The organism is Pseudomonas quasicaspiana, assembly GCF_021147825.1.
Lineage (GTDB): Bacteria > Pseudomonadota > Gammaproteobacteria > Pseudomonadales > Pseudomonadaceae > Aquipseudomonas > Aquipseudomonas quasicaspiana.
Map to the genome: position 1 here is coordinate 143,298 of NZ_JAGTPI010000006.1, position 23,635 is coordinate 166,932.

At 57.2% G+C, this 23,635-nt stretch carries 23 protein-coding genes, 1 pseudogene and 1 riboswitch; of the genes and pseudogenes, 13 read left to right on the forward strand and 11 right to left on the reverse strand.

Annotated elements, in window-relative coordinates; translation table 11 throughout:
- The first annotated feature begins 30 nt into the window (after positions 1–30).
- Positions 31–933, forward strand: a complete 903-nt coding sequence (locus KDX30_RS06610) for a TIGR01777 family oxidoreductase (RefSeq protein WP_027902889.1) — start codon at positions 31–33, stop codon at positions 931–933.
- A gap of 13 nt (positions 934–946) precedes the next feature.
- Entirely contained in the window at positions 947–1,972 is a 1,026-nt protein-coding gene (gene hemH / locus KDX30_RS06615) for a ferrochelatase (protein ID WP_231675317.1), read from the forward strand.
- Positions 1,973–2,125: 153 nt separating this feature from the next.
- On the opposite strand, the gene KDX30_RS06620 is transcribed toward hemH, so the two are convergent.
- Positions 2,126–3,403, reverse strand: a complete 1,278-nt coding sequence (locus KDX30_RS06620; protein ID WP_122395490.1) for a uracil-xanthine permease family protein — start codon at positions 3,401–3,403, stop codon at positions 2,126–2,128.
- On the reverse strand, positions 3,403–4,041 hold the full coding sequence (upp, locus tag KDX30_RS06625; protein ID WP_027902892.1) for a uracil phosphoribosyltransferase: 639 nt from the start codon (positions 4,039–4,041) through the stop codon (positions 3,403–3,405). Before upp ends, KDX30_RS06620 begins: the two co-directional genes overlap by 1 nt.
- Before the next feature lie 181 nt (positions 4,042–4,222).
- Between upp and KDX30_RS06630 the strand changes: the two genes are divergently transcribed.
- The 3 genes from KDX30_RS06630 to KDX30_RS06640 all read left to right on the forward strand — a co-directional run bounded on the left by KDX30_RS06630 (position 4,223) and on the right by KDX30_RS06640 (position 5,802).
- Entirely contained in the window at positions 4,223–4,780 is a 558-nt protein-coding gene (locus tag KDX30_RS06630; RefSeq protein ID WP_027902893.1) for a hypoxanthine-guanine phosphoribosyltransferase, read from the forward strand.
- Positions 4,781–4,958: 178 nt separating this feature from the next.
- Positions 4,959–5,447: a hypothetical protein gene (locus KDX30_RS06635; protein WP_027899525.1), complete on the forward strand. Its 489-nt coding sequence runs from the start codon at positions 4,959–4,961 to the stop codon at positions 5,445–5,447.
- Positions 5,448–5,514: 67 nt separating this feature from the next.
- On the forward strand, positions 5,515–5,802 hold the full coding sequence (locus KDX30_RS06640; RefSeq protein WP_027899526.1) for a PA4642 family protein: 288 nt from the start codon (positions 5,515–5,517) through the stop codon (positions 5,800–5,802).
- Between the two features lie 55 nt (positions 5,803–5,857).
- On the opposite strand, the gene mqo is transcribed toward KDX30_RS06640, so the two are convergent.
- Both mqo and KDX30_RS06650 read right to left on the reverse strand, forming a co-directional pair.
- Positions 5,858–7,366, reverse strand: coding sequence for a malate dehydrogenase (quinone) (gene mqo / locus KDX30_RS06645; protein ID WP_231675318.1), 1,509 nt, complete (start codon positions 7,364–7,366; stop codon positions 5,858–5,860).
- A gap of 717 nt (positions 7,367–8,083) precedes the next feature.
- On the reverse strand, positions 8,084–8,317 hold the full coding sequence (locus tag KDX30_RS06650) for a hypothetical protein (protein ID WP_231675319.1): 234 nt from the start codon (positions 8,315–8,317) through the stop codon (positions 8,084–8,086).
- A gap of 175 nt (positions 8,318–8,492) precedes the next feature.
- Here KDX30_RS06650 and KDX30_RS06655 point away from each other — a divergent pair, with 175 nt between their 5' ends.
- Positions 8,493–9,074, forward strand: coding sequence for a YajG family lipoprotein (locus KDX30_RS06655; protein ID WP_027899529.1), 582 nt, complete (start codon positions 8,493–8,495; stop codon positions 9,072–9,074).
- 203 nt (positions 9,075–9,277) lie between these two features.
- Here KDX30_RS06655 and KDX30_RS06660 read toward each other — a convergent pair whose 3' ends face one another.
- Both KDX30_RS06660 and KDX30_RS06665 read right to left on the reverse strand, forming a co-directional pair.
- On the reverse strand, positions 9,278–9,484 hold the full coding sequence (locus KDX30_RS06660; RefSeq protein ID WP_027899530.1) for a hypothetical protein: 207 nt from the start codon (positions 9,482–9,484) through the stop codon (positions 9,278–9,280).
- 149 nt (positions 9,485–9,633) lie between these two features.
- On the reverse strand, positions 9,634–10,797 hold the full coding sequence (locus tag KDX30_RS06665) for a 1-acyl-sn-glycerol-3-phosphate acyltransferase (RefSeq protein ID WP_049826842.1): 1,164 nt from the start codon (positions 10,795–10,797) through the stop codon (positions 9,634–9,636).
- 118 nt (positions 10,798–10,915) lie between these two features.
- Here KDX30_RS06665 and KDX30_RS06670 point away from each other — a divergent pair, with 118 nt between their 5' ends.
- From KDX30_RS06670 to KDX30_RS06680, 3 genes are read left to right on the forward strand one after another with little or no spacing between them, the layout of a single operon-like run.
- Complete coding sequence (locus KDX30_RS06670) at positions 10,916–11,098, forward strand: CPXCG motif-containing cysteine-rich protein (protein WP_027899532.1); 183 nt, start codon at positions 10,916–10,918, stop codon at positions 11,096–11,098.
- Entirely contained in the window at positions 11,098–11,370 is a 273-nt protein-coding gene (locus KDX30_RS06675) for a putative signal transducing protein (RefSeq protein WP_027899533.1), read from the forward strand. Before KDX30_RS06670 ends, KDX30_RS06675 begins: the two co-directional genes overlap by 1 nt.
- Positions 11,371–11,427: 57 nt before the next feature.
- Positions 11,428–12,057, forward strand: coding sequence for an SOS response-associated peptidase (locus tag KDX30_RS06680; protein ID WP_122705650.1), 630 nt, complete (start codon positions 11,428–11,430; stop codon positions 12,055–12,057).
- 98 nt (positions 12,058–12,155) lie between these two features.
- Here the strand turns inward: KDX30_RS06680 and KDX30_RS29655 are convergent, their stop codons facing one another.
- Entirely contained in the window at positions 12,156–12,998 is an 843-nt protein-coding gene (locus tag KDX30_RS29655) for a methyl-accepting chemotaxis protein (protein ID WP_406643767.1), read from the reverse strand.
- A 12-nt stretch (positions 12,999–13,010) separates the two neighbouring features.
- Positions 13,011–14,312, reverse strand: a pseudogene (locus KDX30_RS29660) (HAMP domain-containing protein); the annotation flags it as partial.
- A gap of 213 nt (positions 14,313–14,525) precedes the next feature.
- Here KDX30_RS29660 and KDX30_RS06690 point away from each other — a divergent pair.
- Entirely contained in the window at positions 14,526–15,344 is an 819-nt protein-coding gene (locus KDX30_RS06690) for a M48 family metallopeptidase (protein WP_027899536.1), read from the forward strand.
- 255 nt (positions 15,345–15,599) lie between these two features.
- Here the strand turns inward: KDX30_RS06690 and KDX30_RS06695 are convergent, their stop codons facing one another.
- From KDX30_RS06695 to KDX30_RS06705, 3 genes are all read right to left on the reverse strand, one after another.
- The gene (locus KDX30_RS06695; RefSeq protein ID WP_099270482.1) at positions 15,600–16,184 is read right to left on the reverse strand and encodes a TMEM165/GDT1 family protein; all 585 of its coding nucleotides are present in this window, start codon (positions 16,182–16,184) and stop codon (positions 15,600–15,602) included.
- 88 nt (positions 16,185–16,272) lie between these two features.
- Positions 16,273–16,393, reverse strand: a riboswitch (yybP-ykoY riboswitch).
- 39 nt (positions 16,394–16,432) lie between these two features.
- Positions 16,433–17,431 (reverse strand): class I SAM-dependent methyltransferase, encoded by a 999-nt coding sequence (locus KDX30_RS06700; RefSeq protein ID WP_122808038.1) that lies wholly within the window; start codon positions 17,429–17,431, stop codon positions 16,433–16,435.
- 220 nt (positions 17,432–17,651) lie between these two features.
- Complete coding sequence (locus KDX30_RS06705) at positions 17,652–18,617, reverse strand: 2-hydroxyacid dehydrogenase (protein ID WP_122395481.1); 966 nt, start codon at positions 18,615–18,617, stop codon at positions 17,652–17,654.
- 120 nt (positions 18,618–18,737) lie between these two features.
- Here KDX30_RS06705 and KDX30_RS06710 point away from each other — a divergent pair, with 120 nt between their 5' ends.
- From KDX30_RS06710 to KDX30_RS06720, 3 genes are all read left to right on the forward strand, one after another.
- On the forward strand, positions 18,738–19,367 hold the full coding sequence (locus KDX30_RS06710) for a LysE family transporter (protein ID WP_122705654.1): 630 nt from the start codon (positions 18,738–18,740) through the stop codon (positions 19,365–19,367).
- Positions 19,368–19,638: 271 nt separating this feature from the next.
- Positions 19,639–21,315 (forward strand): fatty acid--CoA ligase, encoded by a 1,677-nt coding sequence (locus KDX30_RS06715; RefSeq protein WP_231675321.1) that lies wholly within the window; start codon positions 19,639–19,641, stop codon positions 21,313–21,315.
- 381 nt (positions 21,316–21,696) lie between these two features.
- Complete coding sequence (locus KDX30_RS06720; RefSeq protein ID WP_122705658.1) at positions 21,697–23,622, forward strand: DUF1302 domain-containing protein; 1,926 nt, start codon at positions 21,697–21,699, stop codon at positions 23,620–23,622.
- Positions 23,623–23,635: the final 13 nt, after the last annotated feature.

A 23,635-nucleotide genomic window follows, 5' to 3' on the forward strand; every position in this document is an offset into this window, starting at 1 on the left:
GCTCGTGAACGCCACGCAAGGAAACCTGCCATGCACATATTGCTGACCGGCGGTACAGGTCTGATAGGACGACAACTCTGCCAGTTCTGGACTCAACAGGGTCATCAGATCACGGTCTGGAGCCGCAGGCCTGATGAAGTACCGCGATTGTGTGGCAGCGGAGTGCGAGGTATCGCCCAACTCAGTGAGTTGAATGATCAACCGCTGGACGCGGTGGTCAATCTTGCAGGCGCGCCCATTGCTGACCGGCCCTGGACGCGCAAGCGCAGAACCCAATTGTGGGACAGCCGTATTGGTTTGACCGAGCAATTGCTGAGCTGGATGGAGCAACGTTCGCAGAAGCCACAGCTGCTGATCAGTGGCTCGGCAGTGGGTTGGTACGGCGACGGTGGCGAGCGTGAGCTGGACGAAACTTCTCTGCCGGTGAAAGAAGATTTCGCCAGTCATCTGTGCGACGCCTGGGAGGAAACCGCGCAGCGAGCCGAGGCCCTGGGCGTGCGAGTGGTGATCATTCGGACCGGCCTTGTGCTCTCCAGTGATGGCGGTATGTTGCAGCGGCTGCTGCCGCCCTTCAAATTCGGCATGGGCGGGCCCATCGGCAACGGTCGGCAGTGGATGCCGTGGATACACATCAAAGACCAAATCGCCGCGATTGATTTTCTGTTGCACAAGAGTGACGCGCAGGGCCCCTATAATCTTTGCGCTCCCCACCCGGTCCGCAATCATGAGTTTGCCAAAACACTTGCCGGTGTCCTGCACCGTCCTGCTTTCATGCCGTTGCCTGCACTGGCCTTGAAAATCCTGTTAGGCGAATTGTCTGTTTTGCTATTGGGCGGTCAACGCGCTCGACCTGCCCGACTGGAAGAAGCCGGTTTCACATTCAAATTTACCGAACTGCACGCCGCCCTGGACGATTTCCTCGGCCGCCACTGAAATAGGATGTTGCATGACCGATCACGCGCTGTTGCTGGTCAATCTGGGTTCACCAGCCTCCACGTCTGTGGCTGATGTTCGCCGTTATCTCAACCAGTTCCTGATGGACCCCTACGTCATTGATTTGCCGTGGCCGGTTCGTCGGCTGCTGGTGTCGCTGATTCTGATCAAGCGACCTGAGCAGTCCGCCCATGCCTATGCCTCTATCTGGTGGGACGAAGGCTCACCGCTGGTGGTACTGAGCAAGCGTTTGCACCAGACCATGACTAAAGAATGGACACAAGGCCCGGTTGAGCTGGCCATGCGTTACGGTGAGCCGTCCATTGAAACCGTGCTGACCCGATTGGCAGCTCAGGGCATCAGCAAAATCACCCTGGCTCCGCTTTACCCGCAGTTTGCCGACAGTACGGTGACTACGGTGATCGAGGAGGCCAAACGGGTTGTGAAGGCCAAGTCACTGAACGTGAAGTTCTCTGTACTGCAGGCGTTTTATGATCAGCCGGAATATATCGACGCTTTGGTTGCAAGCGTAAAACCTCATCTTGAGCAGCCCCATGATCACCTGCTGCTGAGCTTCCACGGTTTGCCCGAGCGACACCTGACCAAACTTGATCCAACCGGCAATCACTGCTTCAAGGATGCCGACTGCTGCAAGAACGCTTCACCAGAAGTACTTGCTACCTGCTATCGCGCACAATGTCTGCGTTCGGCAGCCGTGTTTGCGAAGCAGATGGGCATTGCCGATGGCAAGTGGTCGGTGTCGTTCCAGTCGCGACTGGGCCGGGCCAAGTGGATCGAACCTTACACCGAGGCGCGGCTGGAAGAACTGGCTGCTCAGGGCGTGAAGAAGTTGCTGGTGATGTGCCCGGCATTTGTTGCGGACTGCATCGAAACGCTGGAAGAAATCGGTGATCGCGGTGCGGAGCAGTTCAAGGCTGCCGGGGGAGAGGAGTTGACCTTGATACCGTGCCTGAACGATGACCCGAACTGGGCCGCGGCATTGAACAAACTGTGCGAGCGGGCGCCATTGATGTTGTAAGAGGATTTCGGGACCTGAAATGCGGTGCCCAATTGTGGGAGCGAATTCATTCGCGAAGAGGCCGGTACATTCGACATATTTCTATCGTCTGTTCTGCCGCACTCGCGAATGAATTCGCTCCCACCTGACCACATCCCGCAGGTAACCGGATCGTTATGGCAACTGATCATCCAGATGCTTGTTCTTCCACCCGTCATTGCCCGGCAACAGCAGGTTCAGCGCGATAGCTGTTACCGCACAGAGGGCAATACCCTTCAGGCCGAAATCGTCCGGGCCGTTGCCCGTTCCGATCAACACGCCGCCGATACCAAACACCAGCGTCACCGATACGATCACCAGGTTGCGGGCTTCGGCCAGGTCGACCTTGTGGCGTATCAGGGTGTTCATGCCCACCGCCGCAATCGAACCGAACAGCAGGCAGAGAATCCCGCCCATCACCGGCACCGGAATGCTTTGCAGCAGCGCACCGAACTTGCCGATGAATGCCAGAGTGATCGCAAACACAGCCGCCCAGGTCATGATCTTCGGGTTGTAGTTCTTGGTCAGCATCACTGCGCCCGTGACTTCGGCGTAGGTGGTGTTGGGTGGGCCGCCAAACAGGCCCGCCGCGGTGGTAGCAATGCCGTCCCCGAACAGCGTGCGATGCAGGCCAGGCTTCTTCAGGTAATCACGGCCCGTCACGCTGCCCACTGCGATCACACCGCCGATGTGCTCAATGGCGGGCGCCAGCGCCACAGGGACGATGAACAGAATCGCCTGCCAGTTGAACTCCGGAGCGGTGAACGCAGGCAACGCCAGCCATGGCGCGCCGGCGATCTTTGCTGTGTCGACGACGCCAAAGTAGAACGACAGAGCAAAGCCCACCAGTACGCCGGAGATAATCGGCACCAGACGGAAAATGCCCTTGCCGAACACGGCCACGATCAACGTGGTCAGCAGCGCAGGCATCGAGATCAGCATCGCCGTGCTGTACGGGATCAACTCGGCGCCGTCGCCACTTTTACCCATGGCCATATTCGCGGCAATCGGTGCCATCGCCAGGCCGATGGAGATGATCACCGGACCGATAACCACCGGCGGCAGCAGTCGGTCAATGAAGCCAGTGCCTTTGATCTTCACGGCCAGGCCGAGGAAGGTATAAACGAAACCTGCCGCCATGACCCCACCCATGGTTGCCGCAAGACCGAACTGGCCTTTGGCAAGAATAATAGGGGTGATGAACGCGAAGCTCGACGCCAGGAACACTGGCACCTGACGGCCAGTGACGATTTGAAACAGCAATGTACCCAGTCCAGCGGTGAACAACGCGACGTTAGGATCCAGCCCTGTGATCAGCGGCATCAATACCAGCGCGCCGAATGCCACGAAGAGCATCTGCGCACCGGACAGCACGGTGCGCCACAGTGGATCGTTGAACTCGTCCTGCCTCATCACGCGTCCTTTTGCTTGGTGCCGAAAATCTTGTCACCGGCATCGCCAAGGCCCGGGATGATGTAGCCGTGTTCATTGAGTCGTTCGTCAATGGAGGCGGTGTAGATCATGACGTCCGGGTGAGCGGCTTCAACCACTGCAATACCTTCCGGCGCAGCAACCAGCACCATCGCACGGATTTCCTTGCAGCCGGCTTTTTTCAACAGGTTGATCGTGGCAACCATCGATCCGCCGGTAGCGAGCATCGGGTCAATGATCATGGCCAGACGTTCGTCGATTTCCGGAACCAGTTTCTCCAGATAAGTATGGGCTTCGAGGGTTTCCTCGTTGCGTGCGACACCCACGGCGCTGACTTTGGCGCCCGGAATCAGGCTGAGCACGCCGTCGAGCATACCGATGCCAGCACGCAGAATCGGCACTACGGTGATCTTCTTGCCCGCGATCTTCTCGACCGGGACAGTACCGGCCCAACCCTGGATATCGTATGTCTCCAGCGGCAGATCGGAGGTGGCTTCATAGGTGAGCAGGGCACCGACTTCCTGAGCCAGCTCACGGAAGTTCTTGGTGCTGATATCGGCGCGGCGCATCAGGCCGAGCTTGTGGCGGATCAGCGGATGGCGGATCTCACGAATAGGCATAGGAAAAAGCTCCGGCGTGGGCAAAAAAACGGCCTAGGTTAATCTATTCAGCTGTTACTGTCCTACGTGCCTTGCGGTGTTTTCAGACAATTCCTGACACGTTAGTCCAGAATTGCTTGCCCTGACTGGAGCGGATGCGTACCTTTGCCCGCTTTTCTTACACTGCCCCCAGGAGAGCGCCATGTCCGCTGATCTCGAGCATATCCGTCAAATCATGCGCGAAGCCGACTGCCTGTACACAGAAGCTGAAGTCGAGGCGGCCATTGCTCGCGTCGGTGCGCATATCAATGCCGAGCTGGCTGACCGCAATCCGGTCGTATTCTGCGTGATGAATGGCGGCCTGATTTTCTCCGGCAAGCTGCTGACGCACCTGAACTTCCCGCTGGAAGCGTCCTACCTGCACGCTACCCGCTACCGCAATGAAACCAGCGGCGGCGATCTGTTCTGGAAGGCCAAGCCCGAAGTTTCGTTCATCGACCGCGACGTGCTGATCATCGACGACATCCTCGACGAAGGTCACACCTTGGGCGCGATCATCGACTTCTGCAAACATGCCGGTGCCCGAGCGGTGCACACCGCCGTTTTGATCGACAAAGACCATGACCGCAAAGCGCGTCCTGACCTGAAAGCCGATTTCGTAGGCTTGCCATGCATTGACCGTTACATCTTCGGTTATGGCATGGATTACAAGGGTTACTGGCGCAATGCTGCCGGGATTTATGCGGTTAAAGGGATGTAATAGCGGACGTGTTTTTGTGGGAGCGAATTCATTCGCGAAGAGGCCGGTACATTCAACGCACAGTGGCCGGCTTTGATAACGCATTCGCGAATGAATTCGCTCCCACAGGATCTCCTGCCCGCGGAGATCAGACTTTCCGCATGCTAAAGTGCCAGCCCTGTCCTTGCGGGAAGTCGAAATGAAGCTTTTGATCCGTAGCGCAACACTCGCGCTGTTGTGCTGCCTGCCAGTTGCAGCGCCTGTTTCAGCTGAACCCATGCACGCCCAATACCTGCCGCCAGACGACCTGAATCTGCGTGAAGGGGAGCCCGAGCAGCAGCAATTGCTGCAGATCACCGAATACTCGGTCGTGGTGGGTAATCAACGTCAGTCCAATCAAACACCGATCCCCGTAACAGCCCCGGTACTGCTGCGTCTCAAAGGCAAGCCAATGAACAAGGGCGCTACGATTAATGAGGTGCTGATTCATTTCGATGGCGAGAGCAAAAGCCTGAAGAAACCGGTCTTTGATGACAAGAGCCGGGTGCTGAATCTCTATTACCCGGTCGCGCAATATCGAACGCTGATGGATCTGCTGCGCAACGAGAAGCTTTACTGCCAGTTCCTGAGCTATGCCAACGGCCACATCTGGGCCGACCTGCACACCGGTGCGGTGCGTACTCGTTGAGGCTTTTGCCGGGCGAGGGGTAAACTGCCCGCCGGTTAACAAGTCAGCGATCCAGTTGGAGTACGCAATGCGTAAAGATAAAAAGCAGTTGATTGGTGATGAGATCGGTGACGAGCAGGTTAAAGCGTTCCTGCTCTTTGAACCGGTTGACGCTACTTCGCCATCCTTGCACAAGCTGATCAAGGCTTACCGCGGTTTGCGGGTCAATGATTTCGAGCGCTTTCTGGTGTTCTTCCTTGAAGCCGGTTACGACCTGGATGGCAAGGACGAGCACGGCAATGATTTCATTGCGACGATCAAGGACCAACGTAACGCCGACGAATACATTGAGCTGATCGAAAAAGCCCGCGGTTGAGGTTTTTTCGGTCAAAAAAAACGCCCCGAGGGGCGTTTCTTTTTTATCGGCAGAATCAGGCGATGCTGTGTGCTTCGCTATGTTTCTCGACCAGTTCCAGGCGCTCGTTGTTCTGGGTGCTGACCCGCTCATAAAGCTGCGCGTCAGTTTCCAGAGCTTTTTCCCGGGCCGGGAAGATCTCATTCAGCTTGCTTGCCCACTCGCCGCGGGCTTTTTCAGGGAAACAGCGCTCGATCAGGTCCAGCATGATCGAAACGGTGACCGAAGCTCCTGGCGAAGCACCCAGCAGTGCGGCAAGGGAACCGTCCTTGGCCGAGACCAGTTCGGTACCGAATTGCAGAACGCCGCCTTTCTTGGGGTCTTTCTTGATGATCTGCACGCGCTGGCCTGCGATTTCCAGGCGCCAGTCTTCGGCTTTCGCCTCGGGATAAAAGCGGCGCAGGGATTCAAGACGCTGCTCCATGGACTGCATGACTTCGCTGACCAGGTATTTAGTCAGGTCCATGTTGTCGCGGGCCACGGCCAGCATCGGTTTGATGTTGGCGAGACGTACCGACAGCGGCAGGTCGAGGAACGAGCCGTGCTTGAGGAATTTGGTGGTGAAACCGGCGTAAGGTCCGAACAGCAGGGATTTCTTGCCGTCGACGACGCGGGTGTCCAGGTGCGGCACAGACATTGGCGGCGAGCCAACCGCTGCCTGGCTGTAGACCTTGGCCTGATGGTGTTTGACCACTTCAGGATTGTCGCAGCGCAGCCACTGGCCGCTGACCGGGAAGCCGCCGAAACCTTTGCTTTCTTCGATGCCTGACATCTGCAGCAACGGCAGCGCCGCGCCACCTGCGCCGAGGAATACGAATTTCGCGTCGATTTCACGAGTGGTGCCGCTGTTCACGTCTTTGATGCTGACGCTCCAGCCCGCGCCTTTGCGGCTCAGGCCGGTGACCCGCTTGCTGTACTTGACCTGTGCATCCGGACCGCTGCTCAGGTGCTTGAGCAGTTGATTGGTCAGGTTGCCGAAGTTGACGTCAGTGCCGTTCATGACTCGCGTCGCGGCGATCTGCTCATCGGCCGGGCGGCCGGGCATCATCAGCGGCATCCACTCGGCCAGGGTCGCCTTGTCTTCGGTGTACTCCATGGACGAGAACGCATGGTGCGTGCGCATGGCTTCAAAACGGGTCTTGAGGAAAGCGATGCCTTTCTCGCCCTGCACGAAGCTCAGGTGCGGCACTGCACTGATGAAGCTCTTCGAGGAGCCGAAGGTGCCTTTTTGCGTCAGGTAAGCCCAGAACTGTTTGGAAACCTCGAACTGGGTGTTGATTTGCACGGCTTTCTTGATGTCGATGGAGCCATCAGCTGCCGGCGGGGTGTAATTGAGTTCGCACAGGCCCGCATGGCCGGTACCGGCGTTGTTCCACGGGTTGGAACTCTCCGCAGCGCCAGAGTCCATCAGCTCAACGACTTCCAGCTTGAGGCCGGGGTCGAGCTCCTTGAGCAGCACGGCGAGGGTGGCACTCATGATGCCCGCCCCAACCAATACCACATCGACTGCTTCGTTATGCGCCATTAACGCGTCTCCAAAATCTGCAGCACCAAATTGACGGCATACGATCCTGAGGTCAGATGCCTGGTAGCGGGACTTTGTTCAAAGTTGTGTCCCGATAATCCTGGCCAGGATCTGCATGTCCGATTCTTCGCATCGTCAACGGAGGCCACCAAACGGGCTTGAATTCATCAAGTCAGCATGAACGCATTTTTCAGCCCGGTCAGCCATTCGACTATCGTCAAGGCATCCGTTATGCAACCAAATCCGTAGCGGACAGGCTTCAGACTCCAGTCGTGGAGGCTGCGCAGCAGCAATCGATCCTGTTCAAAATGGCTGGGTCAGATGCTAATGGTGCATTTACAAACGCGTACCTGTTCATTTGCTCGCCACACTCTTGTGAAGTAGTGAAACCCGTTTTTCCGCGCTCTTTTGGAGACGCGAACCTCAACCTCAAAAGGGCTGCGCGATGGCAGCACCGGCAGGTCAGAGACGAACGTTCCGGCGTGTTGGCGAGCGATACGGATTCAAAATATTCGACCCCGTCAGCACCGATCAACACGCGCATCTGCGTAATCGTGACCTGTGTGGGCGGCTCTCTGTGGGCATTACGAAGGCGCTAATCCGGAGATTAGCCATGCTGCGAGGCCCGATCAGGAGACGTCCTTATAATCGGGGGAAGATTATAGCGATGAAACGACAGGAATTGATCGTATTAAGTGACTTTTATTCGGTTTGCAGTCAGGCCATGCGCAACTGGCGGGCTGCAGGTTGTCCGGCGCGGCGGGTGATGCGGGCATTGAGGGGCAGTGGCTTGTTCAGCCAGGACAAATTCTGCTCGGTGACTTCGACCCAGTCCTGACCGGCTGGTGGCTGGGTGCACTGTTTGAAAGCGCAGCACATGCCGCGCTGATCGATGCGCGCGTAGTTGCGGTACTTGGGGCGAGCAGCAAAGAGTGACCAGATAAAGTCCATGGGGTGGCTCCCGATTGGTTTAGGCGCAATTCTGCACACCGCACATGACACCATCGTGACGTAGGTGTTGCTGAACCATTGCATGTCTGGCGCGGTCCGATTTTCACTGGTTGGCGGTGCTGGGAGGCCGCTATACTGCGGCACATTTAGTGCCTGGCCCATTGGAGAGATGAGCATGCTGCGTCGCATTTTGTTTGGTTTGCTTGCTGTAACGAGTCTGACTCTGGTTGGCTGTGCCCACAGCCCGCAACAACTTAGCCCGCAGCCCAAGCTGAACGCCCAGCTAGCGCCGGTAGGTCGTGGTCAGCCTGTGATGGTGCGTGTGGTCGATGGTCGTCCAAGCCCGACCCTGGGTACTCGCGGTGGTATGTATCCGGAAACCAGCGCCGTTAGCGTATCCAGTGCTGACGTCTTGCCCAAGTTGCAGGCTCAGGCAGAAGCTGCCGTGCGGTTGCTGGGCTTCACCCCGTCGCCTAACGGCGGCGGTCCACAGCTGACTATTACTCTGGCGGATCTTAAGTACCAATCGCCGAAAGAAGGCCTGTATGTGACTGAAGCGACTATCAGCACTACATTCCGTGCCGAAGTGAAGAACAATGGCCGCGCTTACGCCGGTCGTTATGCCGCTTCGCTGGATCAGCGTTTCGGCATGGCGCCGAATCAGGAAACCAACACCCGCCTGGTCAGCGACGTGTTGAGCGATGCCCTGACGCGTCTGTTCCAGGATCAGACCATCGGCAACACGCTGGCTCAGTAAAACCTGCGCTGTTGTAAAAAAAAGCCCGGCTCTCTCGCGAGATGCCGGGCTTTTTTTGCATGTCTGAACTCAGTCTTCAGTAGGAGCCGAGCTTGCTCGCGATAAAGCTGTACACGATTTAACGTAAACCGCGTCCAGCTTTATCGCGAGCAAGCTCGGCTCCCACAGTTAGAGTTTTTCCTTTCTATGATCTTCGTTCAGGCTCAAGCCGCCTGTTGATAAAAATCCAGAAAGCTGAATCCCGTCTGCAGATCCATGTCTGGCAGGTCGTGGTGCTGGTGACCACCAAGGGCGCAATACACGAGCCAGTGACGATCCTGAACATTGAAGGACCATGCGTCGATCAAGGCTTCCTGTTCATCGCTCGGGGCAATCAGATAAAGGCGGTCCTGGTTTTTGGCGTGCAGCATGTGAAGCTCCATTGGGTCGAAGTTCTTCCTCGAAGGAGCCATACAGTGCCCGGATCAGGTTACGTTCACATGACGATAATGAAAATTGTCTGACAAGTTTCGGGCATAAAAAAGGCGCTGAATATCAGCGCCTTTTACCATCAGCAGGATCAGAGCGGGATACCAGCCTTGACGCGATACTGATTGCGCACCGGCGTCGCGTATTGCTGGATAAGGTAAGGACGATGCTCTGCCGGGCACTCGTCGAGACGGCGTTGCCATTCTTCCTGAGCCTTTGCCAGCTCCGGCGCGGCAAATACATCCTTGGCCAATGGCACGTTGAGCGACGAATCCGCATCGGCCCATTGTGCATACGCTAGGTAATGCACCGGGAACAGGCGGTATCCGCCGAGAATCTGCCGGTCCATTTCCGTGGCCAGCGCCTTGGTGTCTTCGAACAGCTCGGTAATGGGCGGCGCGAAGTTCACGTGGACACGGCCTTTATAGCCGGTAATACCCAAGGCGATGCTGACATCATCTTCGCCCGGCACTTTGGTATAAGTGCCGGTCGTCGCGCGAATGTAAAGCTCCCGGGCCTTGGCGTGGTCGCAGGGGTCGTACTCATAGCTGATCGACACAGGCGTCAGGTTCAGTGACTGGATCACTTCAGCGAACGGCTCGTCCTTGCGGCTCATATGGAACATCTTGAGGATCGCCGACTCGGTACGGTCATCACCGTCCTTGGCACGGCCTTCGGCCTGGGCAATCCAGATCGACTGGCAGTCATTGCGAATCGAGTGGTTGATGTAAGCCGATAACAACTGATAAGCCGCCATCTTTTCCCGACGCCCGGCGATAGAGCGATGCACGATGAAGCTTTTGTTCAGGCGCATCAGGTCGCTGACAAACGGTTTTTGCAGCAAGTTGTCGCCAATCGCGATGCGCGGTGTCGGCAGGCCAGCGTGGTAAACGGCGTAATTGACGAAGGCCGGGTCCATCACGATGTCGCGGTGGTTGGCCAGAAACAGATAGGCGCTGCCGGATTTGAACTGCTCGACACCGGTGTAGGTCACACCGTCGGTGGCGCGCTCAATGGTGTGATCGACGTAGTACTCGACCTTGTCCTGCAAAGTAGCGACCGAATTGATACCAACAAACTGACGGCGCAGTTTGCGGGCAATGATCGGTTGTAATGCCCAGCCTAAAGCGCCCGCCAGTTTAGGGAAGCGGAAGCGGGTCAGGATCGATAGAAATTCTTTGTCGCTGAGCAAACGCTCAAGTACCGCTGAGACTTCAGCGTCGTTGTAAGGTCGGATGGCATCAAATTCGCCCATCATGCTCTCTTGTTAAGGGTGACAAAAATAGGGGAGGCCGGGTCTGAAAATTGCGTCCAGACTCTATCGGAGCCTTCAAAGAGCGCGATTATACGCACAACTGAACCCGGAGACCGCGATGCAGGAAATTCAGAGTTACGACTGCCCTTACTGCGGTGAGCCTGTTGAGGCCGTGCTGGATCTGTCCGGCGGTGATCAGCAGTACATTGAGGATTGCCCGGTATGCTGTCGGCCCATCGTATTCGACCTGCAAACCGATGGTGAAGACTGGAATCTGGATGTTCGCAGCGAGAACGAGTGATGCAGAAAGTCTACGAGCCTGAAAATCTGATGGAAGGCGAGCTGTTGCAAGGCATGCTCGCCAGCGAGGGAATTGAAGCGCACCTGACCGGTGGGCACTTGCTGGGAGCCCTTGGCGAGTTGCCGGCCCTCGGGCTATTGGGCCTGCTGGTGGATAACGATGAGGTCGAGCGGGCGCGGCAGTTGATCACTGAGTACAATGCGGCGCTGCCCTTCTCTGGAGGCGAGCCCGGTGATGAGCCGGACAATTTCCCTGACGTGCTGGTGTGTTGAGTGGCGTAAGCGCCTTTTCTTTACCGCTCGGCACGTCCAAACGAGTTTTGTTGCCCCATGTGTGGACGTTATGCGCTGTTTCGTTGGACGCCCGCTTTCGCGGCCTTGCCCGGTTTTCCGGCTGACCAACAGGCGCAATGGAATATCTCACCAGCGGATTCGGTGCTCATGTTGCGCGCCACCGCTGGAACTGACGGCGATCTTGAACTGGCCCGGGCGCGTTGGGGGCTGACGCCACCCTGGCTGACTGATCTGTCGCGAACACCGGCTCATGCCCGTGCTGAAACCATTGCCGAGCAACCCATGTTTCGCGAGGCCTTTCGCTTGCGCCGCTGCCTGCTGCCCGCCAATGGCTTTTATGAATGGCGCGGCACGACGCGCAAACGCCCATTCTGGCTGACACCGGGGGAGGGCTCAGCGCTGTTTTTTGCAGCGATCTGGGAAGCTTATCCGGTGCAGGGCCATACGTACCTCAGTGTCGCGGTGGTTACGCAACTGGCCGCGAGTCAGCGGCGTCCGTTGATTCTGGACGCGCAAGGGCAGAAGGATTGGCTGGCGGCCGACACGCCGCTGCCTACCTTGCAAGCCTTGCTCGCCGCCCCGCAAACCTCTCTGCGCGAGCGCCCGTTGGCAAATCTTGTCAACGACCCGAAGTTAAACGCGCCGGAGTGTTTGACGCCGTTGTGAGGGTTGCTGCAGGAACAAACACAGGACTTGCGGGCGCTCACCGAGGTTACAGGATTGGGTTCAATCCGGAAGATTAAAGCCATTTGCCGCGCGGGCCCTTACACCTTGAACTGGTTGATTAACCGCCGCTGTTGCTCGGCCAGTTTGGTCAGTTCCGCACTGGCCTGGCTGGATTCGTCCGCGCCGTTCGCAACTTCGTTGGCCACCTCGCCAATGTTTGTCACGTTACGGTTGATGTCCTCGGCGACCGAGCTCTGCTCTTCGGCGGCGCTGGCGATCTGGGTGTTCATGTCGTTGATGACCGAGACCGCTTTGGTGATGGTTTCCAGTGCCTGAGCAGCATCTGCCGCATGGCCGACACTTTCTTCTGTCTTGCCCTGGCTTTGCTCCATCACCTGCACCACCTGGCGAGTGCCGTTTTGCAGTTGCTGGATCATGGACTGGATTTCCTGAGTCGCCTGCTGCGTCTTCTGCGCCAGATTTCGCACTTCATCGGCAACCACGGCAAACCCGCGACCCTGCTCACCTGCGCGAGCGGCTTCGATGGCGGCATTGAGGGCCAGCAGATTGGTTTGCTCGGCAATGCCGCGAATGGTAGTCAGGATCGCGTTGATGTTTTCACTGTCGGCAGCGAGTGTCTGAACCACCCCTACAGCGCGGCCGATCTCCGACGCAAGGGCGCTGATGGAGTTCGAGGTGTTCTGTACGATTTTCATCCCCTGGCTGGCAGCGCCGTCGGCATGGCTCGCCGCTTGCGCCGCCTGGGTAGCGTTACGGGCGACGTCCTGCGCGGTGGCTGTCATCTGGTGAACGGCGGTCGCAACCAGTTCGATTTCCGACATTTGCTTATGCACGCCCTGATTGGTGCGTATGGCGATATCGGCAGTGTGTTCCGATGAGTCACTGACCTTCTGCACAGAGGCAACCACCTGGGTGATCATGGCCTGCAGCTTGCTCAGGAACGTATTGAAGCGAATCGCGATCTGGCCGGCTTCATCCACCCGGTCACTTTTAAGACGGCGGGTCAGATCGCCTTCGCCCTGGGCGATATCGTCCAGCATCAGCACCATTTTTTTGAGCGGTTTCGCTATACCGCGGGACACCAGCCAAATCACCACCAGTCCCAGTGCAGCAATAAGAAGACCGACCAGAGCCATGCCGAACACGTCGTCTTTGCGTTGTTCCTCCAGGTCATCGTGAAGCTTCTTCACGTCCGTCATGACGGCCTCAAGAGGCACCTGAATCATCAAGGTCCAGCGCGCCTCGGTCGTGCCGATACTGAAGGGCATGTAGACCTCAATGTGGCCGTGGTCCCGGTCGATGTCGTAAAGCACCTCGCCTGCAGCAATCTTCTTCAGGTTCTCGACTTCGTTGGCATCAAGGATGGTCGTCGCTTTCTCTCCCAGCTTGCTGGCGTCTTTGGTGTAGGCCACCAGCGAGCCGCCAGTGGAGATCAATGCCATCTCACCTGCGCCGTCGTACAGTTTTTTGTCAGCGGTAGTCAGCATGTCCTGGATGAAGTTGACCGACAGGTCCGCGCCGACGATGCCTTGAAATGTTCCGTTGACCATGATGGGTTCAATGAAAGAGGACAGCATCACCATCTTGTCACCGACTTTGTAGGGCGCAGGGTCAATGACGCAGGGCTTTTTGGTATCGCGCGAGCACATGTAGTACTCGCTGGCGCGCACACCGGTGGAGAGCAGTTTGGTGTCTTCCAGGCTGGCCAGTTTTTCCAGGGCCAGCGATCCATCGGTATTACGATACCACCATGGCATGAAGCGACCGGTTGCCGGGTCGGCACCGGTGCTGGATGAGCCAACGTAGGCAGCGTCATCATTATTCAGGGCCTTCGGTTCCCAGCCTATGTAGGCACCCAGCACTTTCGGATTCTGTTCTACGGTGTGGCGCAGCATGTTGAGCAGTTGCTCACGGCTGGCTTTCAGCTGTGGTTCGCCTGCTTTGTCGGTAACGCCCAGCAATGCGTTGACTTGGGCCAGGCCTGCGGTGATCAGCAACGGCGCTTCCAGCTCGCGTTTTATCTCGCTGGCCTGGGTTTGAACCAGTGCACTGAGACGTTGTTCCATGACGTGTTCGAAGAGGGACTGAGTTCGCTCATCCATCAGTTCCTGGGTACGTTCGTTGGCGAAAACCGAGTAGAGCACCAGGGCGGCGACGACAGAAAGGACAATCGCACCCGCCAGCGCTGCGATGGAAGACTGGATCGATTTGAACTTCATGAGAGCTCCATGCATGGCTTAACGCTATCTATCGCTATCGGCATTTATTTCTGGATTCATGAGTAACGGTCCGACAAATGGCGTGGATCGTGCCGATGTGTCGTTTACGGGTATGAGGCAGGCGGGAACCATAATGGGTCCGTGCGGACAAAGCCGCTGTCAGCCAGCATCTGGCGCATCCGTCGTTCACCGCCTAGGATGAGCGCCATGTTCAAAGGGAGATCCATCATGCGTCAGAAATTTGCTCTATGTGCGTTGAGTGCCGCCTTGCTGCTTGGCGGGTGTCAGGCCGTGAATACCACCAGTGGCGATTCGGTCGGTGTAGAGCGCAAGCAATACATGTTCAGCATGCTCTCGACCGATGAGGTCAATCAGATGTATGCCCAGTCCTATAAAGAAACCGTCGGCGAGGCGTCGACCAAAGGCGTGCTGGACACGACCAGCGCCAATGCCAAGCGCGTGCATGCCATTGCCGACCGCCTGATCGGTCAGGCACCCAAGTTGCGCCCGGATTCTGCGCAGTGGCAGTGGGAAGTGAATCTGATCAAAAGTGATGAGTTGAATGCCAACTGCGGCCCTGGCGGCAAGATCATTTTCTACACCGGTCTGATCGACAAGTTGAAGCTGACTGACGATGAGATCGCAGCGGTGATGGGCCACGAAATCGCCCACGCCTTGCGCGAGCATGGACGCGAGTCGATGTCCAAGGCCTACGGCGTTGCGATGGCCAAGCAAGGGGCGGGTGCCATTCTGGGCCTGGGGCAGGACAGCATGGCGCTGGCCGATACCGTGGTGAATTACAGTCTGACGCTGCCTAACAGTCGCGGTAACGAAAACGAAGCAGATCTGCTCGGCCTGGAGCTGGCAGCCCGTGCGGGTTACAACCCGAATGCCGCGATCACCCTTTGGCAGAAAATGACCCAGAACTCAGGCGGTTCACAACCTGAATTCATGAGCACTCACCCGGCTTCGGAAAGCCGTATTGCTTCGTTGCAAGCCGCAATTCCCAAGGTGATGCCGTTGTATAACGCTGCCAAAAAATCCTGAGTACGCCCATTGGCAGGAGCGCGCTTGCCCGCGATAGTGCCTGTCAGATAGACAAATTTTTTGTCTGGTCTGACGCATCGCGGGCAAGCGCGCTCCTACACAGACTGTGTGAAAACTACTGCGCTCGGCAATACTGCGTTAAAAACAGGCGAAAAATGCTCATTTAGAACACCTAGACTCCGCTTTTTCCCCTGTTTTTGCCTTGTCTTGCCGTCGCTCGCTACGTTTTCACACAGTCTGTACAGGTCAATGTCGTTATACCCAGCCACTCACCTGCATCGCCTTGTAAACCGCAACCAGCGCGAGCACGAAGAAGGCGCCAGCCGCCAGACGGCGGATCAAGGTCAGCGGGAGTTTTTCGGCCGCGAAATTACCTGCCAGTACCACTGGCACGTTGGCCAGCAACATACCCAGCGTCGTACCCAGAATGACCAGCCACAGGTAGGAATATTGCGCGGCGAGCATGACCGTGGCGATTTGCGTCTTGTCGCCGATCTCGGCGATGAAGAACGCGATTAGCGTGGTCATGAACGGGCCAAACTTGCGTGCGGTATTGGCCTCGTCGTCATCCATTTTGTCTGGAACCAGCGTCCATAGCGCCGTCGCCGTGAAGCTCGCGGCGAGAATCCAGTGCAGGGTGGCGTCGGAGAAGAAGCTGCCAAACCAGGCGCCAACGGCACCGGCGGCGGCGTGGTTAGCCAGGGTTGCGGCAACGATGCCAGCGATGATTGGCCATGGCTTGCGAAAGCGAGCTGCCAGAATAAGGGCAAGAAGTTGGGTCTTGTCACCTATTTCGGCAAGCGCGACAACAGCGGTGGGGACCAACAGGGATTCCAGCATCAGGTTTTCCTAAGGGGCGGGTCGACACGGCTATGACACGTACAGCCTCCCCGCCCCGGGTAAGGTGTTCGTGTCATAGGTCTTGTCAAACCACCGATCCGTCTGAGCGGATTCGGGGTCGTACGCACCATGGTCTGAGGACCAAGTATGTTGATGCGTACCGGACGAGCATGGCGCTCGTGGGAGACTACTCCCCTAGGACGGAGCGGATTCTGCCTTCAGCTTTCGCTTTCGGCAAGTGCTTATTTTCAAGCCCGCTTGGCACGATAGATCCGGAAGCCGTTGCCCTCAGCCTTGATCGCACACACGCCAAAATGCTCCTCAATGATCGGTTGGTACTTCAGGAAGCTGTTGGCAACTAATCGCAGTTCGCCGCCTGATTTCAGATGTTGGCGTGCTTTTCTCAGCAGATTCTCGGTCGCTTTATAGTCGGTATGAACCCCGACGTGGAACGGCGGATTGCTCAGAATCGTGCTCAAACCCATGGGAGCTGCATCGATACCATCGCCCGTCAGGACTTCGGCCTCAAGGCCGTTTGCAGCAAGGGTCAGACGCGTACTGGCAGTGGCGAAGGCGTCCACATCAAGCATGATCACGTTGTTGTGCGGGTAGCGACGTTTTACCGCAGCGCCCAGCACGCCTGCGCCGCAGCCGAAGTCGAGCAAATTGCCGCTGGGCAGCTTGTCGATATTCTGCAGCAACAATGCCGAGCCACGATCCAGTCGACCCTGACTGAAAACGCCCGGCAGGCTGACAACCTTGAGTGGGCCATCCTCCATTTCGACTTCGTAGTGCTGGGCGAGGCTTTCCAGCGTTGCCGCTTTCGGAGCATCTTCAACGGTGACTTGCCACAGCTGACAATGGCGGGCGCTGTCGAGTTTGCGGGCTCGGCCAAACGGACTCAGCTGTTTGGCCGCAGCTTCGATACCGCTGCGTTTTTCACCGACCAGAAACAATTCACGTCCCGCCAGACGCGAGGCGAGGGCATTGAGCAAGTAGTTGGTCAGTTCTCGCGCCTTGGGCAAAAACACTACGGCGGCCTCGAATGGCTGCTCGGGGGCTGTTACTCCGAAATGGCTGCGACCTTCGAAGCGAGCGTCCAGCGCGGCTTGATCGCCCGCATGCCAGCACCATCCCTGCGCGTTCGGCAGGCGACCCAGCAAATCGTCTGCAGGCAGGCCCGCCAGCAACAGGGAGCCCTGAAACAATTCGGCCTGACGGAGTAACACTTCACTGCGCGGGTCCATGGTGGGCTCCTCGAAAAAGCGCGGAGTCTAACAGTTTGGAGCCTGCAACGGCGGCGCGATCCCTTGAATTGAAATGCATCTGTAGGAGCGCACGAGCACCGCGAGGCCGCGATGGCGGTCTGTCTGATATACCGCTATCGCGGCCTCGCGGTGCTCGTGCGCTCCTACAGGTTCGGTGTTTGACTCGCAAAAATGCGATGTCAGGACACAGTGGTGCGACCTAACTCACCACCCGAACCGGCTTGCCGGCGAAGAACCCCAGCGCATTCTCAGTCACCTGACTGACGATCCGCTGCCGTGCCTCGTGAGCGCCCCAAGCACTGTGAGGCGTGATGATCAGGCGGGGAATGTCACCTGACAGCAGCGGATTATCTGCGGTAGGCGGTTCGACCGTGAGTACGTCGGTGGCGGCACCGCCAAGATGACCTTCACGCAGGGCGTCGGCCAGCGCCTGCTCGTTGATCAGTCCGCCGCGGGCGGTATTGATCACATAGGCGTGAGGCTTGAGCAAGCTGAGCTCGTGAGCCCCCAGCATGTCGCGGGTATCGTCGTTGAGCGGGCAGTGCAGCGTGAGCGCGTCGACCTGCGGCAACAGCTCATCCAGTGGTAAACGATCCGGGCGGGCAGGGCGACCGGGGATTTGCCCCAGCAGTACGCGCATGCCAAAAGCTTCGGCCAGTTTCGCGACGGCGCTCCCCAGTTCGCCATGACCCAGCAAACCCAGGGTTTTGCCTTCCAGTTCGACGATGGGAAAGTCCAGCAGGCAGAACTGTTTCGACTTTTGCCACAGGCCTTGCTGCACCGCCTTCTGATACTCGGGCAGGCTGGTCGCCAGGGCCAACAGCAGCATCAAAGTGTGCTGAGCCACCGACGGCGTGCCGTAACCGTGGCAATTGCATACGGTAACCCCGTGATGACGAGCCGCGACCAGATCAATGTTATTGGTCCCGGTGGCCGTCACCAGTACCAGCTTCAGGTCAGGGCATGCTGCGAACGTGTTGGAATCGATCACGATCTTGTTACTGATTGCCACCTGTGCGCCTTGCAGGCGCTCGATTACCTCATCTGCGCTGGTGCTGGCATGCAGCGTCAGTTCACCGAAGCATTCACGCAGCTCGCTGAAATCCAGATCGCCCAGATCCAGTGACGTGTAGTCGAGAAAAACTGCCTTAACGTGATTGCTCATCAGCTGTACCTGTTAATGGACATATCGAAGCCTTAATGTGGCTAGCCTACCAGAGCGAAACGTCTGCTTACATTCCTGGCCAGTTTGCCTTTTGGCCAGATTATTTTTCGGAGTGTCCCCATGTACTGGCCTGAGTTTCTTACCGTTGCCTTGATTCACTTGCTCGCTGTCGCAAGCCCCGGCCCCGATTTTGCTGTGGTTGTCCGTGAAAGCGTTGCCCACGGACGCAAGGCCGGCACCTATACCGCCATGGGTGTGGGTACGGCGATCTTTCTGCACGTCGGCTATTCATTGCTTGGGATTGGCTTGATCGTGTCGCAGTCCATCGTATTGTTCAACGCCCTCAAGTGGGCAGCTGCGGCTTATTTGCTGTACATCGGCATCAAAGCGCTCCGGGCCAAACCTGCCAGCGCCGGTGATGCGCCGGTCAATGTTGTTGCAGGCGAGCGCACGGCCCGTGGTGCATTCACCAGTGGGTTCATCACCAATGGCTTGAACCCCAAGGCAACGCTGTTTTTTCTTTCGTTGTTTACCGTGGTGATCAACCCGCATACACCGATGTGGGTACAAGCCGGTTATGGCGTTTATCTGGCGGTTGCGACAGGCCTCTGGTTCTGCCTGGTCGCGCGGCTGTTCAGTCAGGAGCGCGTACGCGCAGGCTTTGCACGCATGGGCCACTGGTTTGATCGGGCGATGGGTGGTGTGCTGGTCGCGTTGGGGGTGAAGCTGGCGCTGACTGAAAGTCATTGATACAAATTCTTGCCCTATGCGATACAACGGTAGGAGCTGCCTAAGGCTGCGAGGCATTTATGCTGACACACCGCCATCGCAGCCTTCGGCAGCTCCTACAGATCCAATGTTTGCTGCCAGACAGCGTGGTGTCAGAAATACCGTCCCTCTTACAGATCGGAGCAGGCAGTATCCGGGTCGCAAATCATCCCTTCGGCTGATTTGACTGGCGAGGTACCGCTCTAGAGTCCATATTTCAAGCCACGCCTGTGTACTTTGAAAAGGAACTCTTATGCTACAGACCCGCGTTATTCCGCCAGCCGACGGTGCCTACCAATATCCTCTGTTGATCAAGCGGCTATTGATGTCAGGCAGTCGATACGAAAAAACCCGGGAAATTGTCTACCGCGACTCAGTCCGCTACACCTATCCAGTGTTGATTGAGCGCGTCTGTCGGCTGGCAAACGTACTCAGCGCGGCGGGGGTGAAAGCCGGAGATACAGTTGCTGTAATGGACTGGGACAGCCACCGTTACCTTGAGTGCATGTTCGCCATTCCGATGATTGGTGCGGTGGTTCACACCATCAACGTGCGGCTCTCGCCTGATCAAATCGCCTACACCATGAACCACGCCGACGATAAGTTTGTGCTGGTCAACAGTGAGTTCGTCGGCCTGTATCAAGCAATGGCCGGGCATCTGACCACGGTCGAGAAAACCCTGCTGCTGACGGACTTGCCCGAGAAGACCGCCGAGTTGCCGAACCTCATCGGCGAGTACGAGACGCTGCTGGCCCAGGCGAGCGACCAGTATGAATTCGAAGACTTTGACGAAAACTCTGTCGCCACCACTTTTTACACCACCGGCACTACGGGCAACCCCAAAGGCGTGTACTTCAGCCATCGTCAGTTGGTGCTGCATACCTTGGGACTTGCCACCGGTTTAGGCAGCATCGAGGGATTGCTGAATACCGGTGACGTTTACATGCCTATCACGCCAATGTTTCACGTTCACGCCTGGGGCATGCCTTATGCGGCGACCATGCTGGGGGTCAAGCAGGTTTATCCTGGCCGTTACGACCCGGAGTTTCTGGTCGAGTTGTGGCGCAAGGAGAAGGTGACTTTTTCCCACTGCGTGCCGACCATCATGCAGATGGTACTCAACGCGAAAAGCGCGCAGGGCGTCGACTTTGCTGGCTGGAAAATCATCATCGGCGGCAGCTCACTGAACCGGACACTCTATGAGGCGGCCAAAGCGCGGGGTATTCAATTGACGGCTGCTTATGGCATGTCGGAAACAGGCCCGCTGATTTCGGTTGCTCATTTGAATGACGAATTGCGTGCGGGTAGCGAAGACGAGCGCATCACCTACCGCATCAAGGCCGGCGTGCCTGGCGTATTGGTAGACGCAGCAATCGTTGACGAAGACGGCAATTTCCTCCCGGCTGACGGTGAAACCATGGGTGAGTTGGTGCTGCGTGCGCCCTGGTTGAGTGAGGGTTATTGCCGGGAGCCGCAGAAAGGCGCCGAGATGTGGGCCGGCGGCTGGTTGCACACAGGTGATGTGGCGACGCTCGACAGCATGGGTGTCATCGACATCCGCGACCGAATCAAGGATGTGATCAAGACCGGTGGTGAATGGATTTCATCTTTGGCGCTGGAGGATTTGTGCAGTCGCCATCCGGGGGTTCGCGAAGTCGCGGTAGTGGGCATCGCGGATCCGCAGTGGGGGGAGCGACCCTTTGCATTGCTGGTATTGCGTGAAGGGCATAGCGTTGAGGCCAGGGATTTGAAAGAGCATCTCAAGCCTTTCGTTGAACTGGGGCACATCAACAAGTGGGCAATCCCGCATCAGATTGCGGTTGTTACTGAAATTCCCAAGACCAGCGTCGGCAAGCTCGACAAGAAGCGAATGCGCCTGGACATCGCCGAATGGCAGAGTACCAATAGCGCCTTTTTGTCGACGCTCTGACAACTTCTACGCAATCCTGCAGGACCGGCTTTAGCCGGGAGGACATGGGGGCGCTACATTTCTTCCGTCAGCAATGCCGCCCTCCCGGCTAACGCCGGTCCTGCAAGAGCAAGGAATCGGCAAGTGCTTGCAGGCCAATAAAGAATCCTCCGACAAGTGCTTCCCAGAGCGTTTGAAGGTACAAATCACACTTTAGAGGGATCAAGCAGTGCGTTGGGCTGGCTATAGTCGATACAGGGGCTGCGTAAAAACCAATAACAAGGCGAATCGTTGTAACCTTCCGGGTTACCCGATGAGCGCTGGGCTGTCTTTCGAAAGATCGGCTGCCCGTTTTTAGCAGTACCACTGCCAAAACAATAAAAAACACATGGAGTAGCGTTGATGACATCAGCAAACCAGTTCTGGCGCCGGGCAAAACTGCCTTTGGCCGTCAGTCTCGCTTCTACGCTCGCCGGTCCTGCTTTCGGCGTCAGCTTCAACATCGGCGAAATCGAAGGCAAGTTCGACTCTTCGCTCTCCGTGGGCGCCAGTTGGTCTACCGAAAATGCCAACAAGAATCTCATCGGTTCGAACAACGGCGGGCATGGTCTGTCGCAGACATCCGATGACGGCCACTTGAACTTCAAACGCGGTGAAACGTTCTCGAAAATCTTCAAGGGCATTCACGATCTTGAGTTGAAGTACGGCGACACCGGCGTGTTTGTGCGCGGCAAATACTGGTATGACTTTGAACTCAAAGATGAGAACCGGGAGTTCAAGGACATCAGCGATTCCAACCGCAAGGAAGGCGCCAAGTCTTCCGGTGGGCAGATTCTCGACGCTTTCGTTTATCACAACTACAGCATCGGCGATGAGCCAGGTTCGGTGCGTTTCGGTAAGCAAGTGGTCAGTTGGGGTGAAAGTACTTTCATCCAGGGCGGCATCAACAGCATCAACCCGGTCGACGTGTCCGCGTTCCGTCGTCCAGGCGCCGAAATCAAGGAAGGCCTGATTCCGGTCAACATGTTTTACCTGTCGCAGAGCATCACTGAGAACCTCTCGGCAGAAGGTTTCTACCAGCTTGAGTGGGACCAGACCGTTACCGATAACTGCGGCACGTTCTTCTCGCAGCCGGATGTGATTTCGGATGGATGTTCCGGAAATCTTGCGGTATTACGCAGTCAGGCCGGGCTGAACAGTTCGCTTGCAAACGCAGGTCTACCCGCCGGTCCGCGTGCCGGGGTCTTTAATGCATTGGCCTCACAGGGTGTGAACTGGGGTAACCCCGATGAAGGTGCAGTCGTACGACGGGGCCCTGATCGCGATGCCCGCGATAGCGGGCAGTTCGGCGTTGCAATGCACTATAACTTCGAGCCTCTGGACACTGAGTTTGGTGCCTACTTCATGAATTACCACAGCCGTGCGCCCATTTTCAGTGGGAGGGGCGCCCCGGCTGGTGCATATGATCCTTCGAGGCTCATCGCTGCACTTGGGCCTTTGGCCGGGGTTCCTGGCCTGGTCCAGCAACTGATGCCGCTCGTGGTTGCTGCCAACTCCAGCTACTACGTCGAATACCCCGAAGACATTCATCTCTATGGCTTGAGCTTCTCCACCACGCTGCCTACCGGCACCGCATGGAGCGGAGAACTCAGCTACCGGCCAAATGCTCCGGTGCAAATCAACACCACGGACATCCTGTATTCGGGCATCACCCCTCTGGACCCTACCGTATCGCCGCTGCAGGGCAGTGCCGATACCGATCAAAAAGGTTATCGCCGGAAAGAAATTACTCAGTTGCAGACCACATTCACTCAGTTCTTCGACCAAGTCATGGGCGCCGAGCGTCTGACTTTGGTGGGTGAAGTTGGCTGGACGCACGTCGGTGGGCTGGAAAGCACATCAAAAATTCGTTATGGCCGTGATCCAAGTTACGGGCCAGGGCCGCTGGCGAATGGTCGTTGCGCCTCACTTAACGCCGGTACGCTCACTGGCGCAGCACAAAACAACCTTACCCGCTATTGCGAGGATGACGGCTTCACCACCTCCAACTCCTGGGGCTATCGCGCTCGCGCCATCTGGGACTACAACAGCGTATTTGCCGGAGTAAACCTGCGTCCAAACGTCGCCTGGTCTCATGACGTCAAAGGCTATTCGCCAGGGCCTGGCGGCAACTTCGAGGAAGGCCGCAAAGCTGTGAGTCTGGGACTGGATGCCGAGTATCAGAACACTTACACAGCGGCTCTCGCGTACACCAACTTCTTTGATGGCAAGTACACCACGGTTGATGATCGCGATTTTGTGTCGCTCAGCTTTGGCATGAACTTCTAAGAGCCCGGTATTT

Bases quoted from the DNA above. Each gene is read 5' to 3' on its own strand.
- KDX30_RS06610 (WP_027902889.1), top strand. From the start codon at position 31: ATGCACATATTGCTGACCGGCGGTACAGGTCTGATAGGACGACAACTC.
- hemH (WP_231675317.1), top strand. From the start codon at position 947: ATGACCGATCACGCGCTGTTGCTGGTCAATCTGGGTTCACCAGCCTCC.
- KDX30_RS06620 (WP_122395490.1), bottom strand. From the start codon at position 3,403: ATGAGGCAGGACGAGTTCAACGATCCACTGTGGCGCACCGTGCTGTCC.
- upp (WP_027902892.1), bottom strand. From the start codon at position 4,041: ATGCCTATTCGTGAGATCCGCCATCCGCTGATCCGCCACAAGCTCGGC.
- KDX30_RS06630 (WP_027902893.1), top strand. From the start codon at position 4,223: ATGTCCGCTGATCTCGAGCATATCCGTCAAATCATGCGCGAAGCCGAC.
- KDX30_RS06635 (WP_027899525.1), top strand. From the start codon at position 4,959: ATGAAGCTTTTGATCCGTAGCGCAACACTCGCGCTGTTGTGCTGCCTG.
- KDX30_RS06640 (WP_027899526.1), top strand. From the start codon at position 5,515: ATGCGTAAAGATAAAAAGCAGTTGATTGGTGATGAGATCGGTGACGAG.
- mqo (WP_231675318.1), bottom strand. From the start codon at position 7,366: ATGGCGCATAACGAAGCAGTCGATGTGGTATTGGTTGGGGCGGGCATC.
- KDX30_RS06650 (WP_231675319.1), bottom strand. From the start codon at position 8,317: ATGGACTTTATCTGGTCACTCTTTGCTGCTCGCCCCAAGTACCGCAAC.
- KDX30_RS06655 (WP_027899529.1), top strand. From the start codon at position 8,493: ATGCTGCGTCGCATTTTGTTTGGTTTGCTTGCTGTAACGAGTCTGACT.
- KDX30_RS06660 (WP_027899530.1), bottom strand. From the start codon at position 9,484: ATGCTGCACGCCAAAAACCAGGACCGCCTTTATCTGATTGCCCCGAGC.
- KDX30_RS06665 (WP_049826842.1), bottom strand. From the start codon at position 10,797: ATGGGCGAATTTGATGCCATCCGACCTTACAACGACGCTGAAGTCTCA.
- KDX30_RS06670 (WP_027899532.1), top strand. From the start codon at position 10,916: ATGCAGGAAATTCAGAGTTACGACTGCCCTTACTGCGGTGAGCCTGTT.
- KDX30_RS06675 (WP_027899533.1), top strand. From the start codon at position 11,098: ATGCAGAAAGTCTACGAGCCTGAAAATCTGATGGAAGGCGAGCTGTTG.
- KDX30_RS06680 (WP_122705650.1), top strand. From the start codon at position 11,428: ATGTGTGGACGTTATGCGCTGTTTCGTTGGACGCCCGCTTTCGCGGCC.
- KDX30_RS29655 (WP_406643767.1), bottom strand. From the start codon at position 12,998: ATGATCACCCAGGTGGTTGCCTCTGTGCAGAAGGTCAGTGACTCATCG.
- KDX30_RS06690 (WP_027899536.1), top strand. From the start codon at position 14,526: ATGCGTCAGAAATTTGCTCTATGTGCGTTGAGTGCCGCCTTGCTGCTT.
- KDX30_RS06695 (WP_099270482.1), bottom strand. From the start codon at position 16,184: ATGCTGGAATCCCTGTTGGTCCCCACCGCTGTTGTCGCGCTTGCCGAA.
- KDX30_RS06700 (WP_122808038.1), bottom strand. From the start codon at position 17,431: ATGGACCCGCGCAGTGAAGTGTTACTCCGTCAGGCCGAATTGTTTCAG.
- KDX30_RS06705 (WP_122395481.1), bottom strand. From the start codon at position 18,617: ATGAGCAATCACGTTAAGGCAGTTTTTCTCGACTACACGTCACTGGAT.
- KDX30_RS06710 (WP_122705654.1), top strand. From the start codon at position 18,738: ATGTACTGGCCTGAGTTTCTTACCGTTGCCTTGATTCACTTGCTCGCT.
- KDX30_RS06715 (WP_231675321.1), top strand. From the start codon at position 19,639: ATGCTACAGACCCGCGTTATTCCGCCAGCCGACGGTGCCTACCAATAT.
- KDX30_RS06720 (WP_122705658.1), top strand. From the start codon at position 21,697: ATGACATCAGCAAACCAGTTCTGGCGCCGGGCAAAACTGCCTTTGGCC.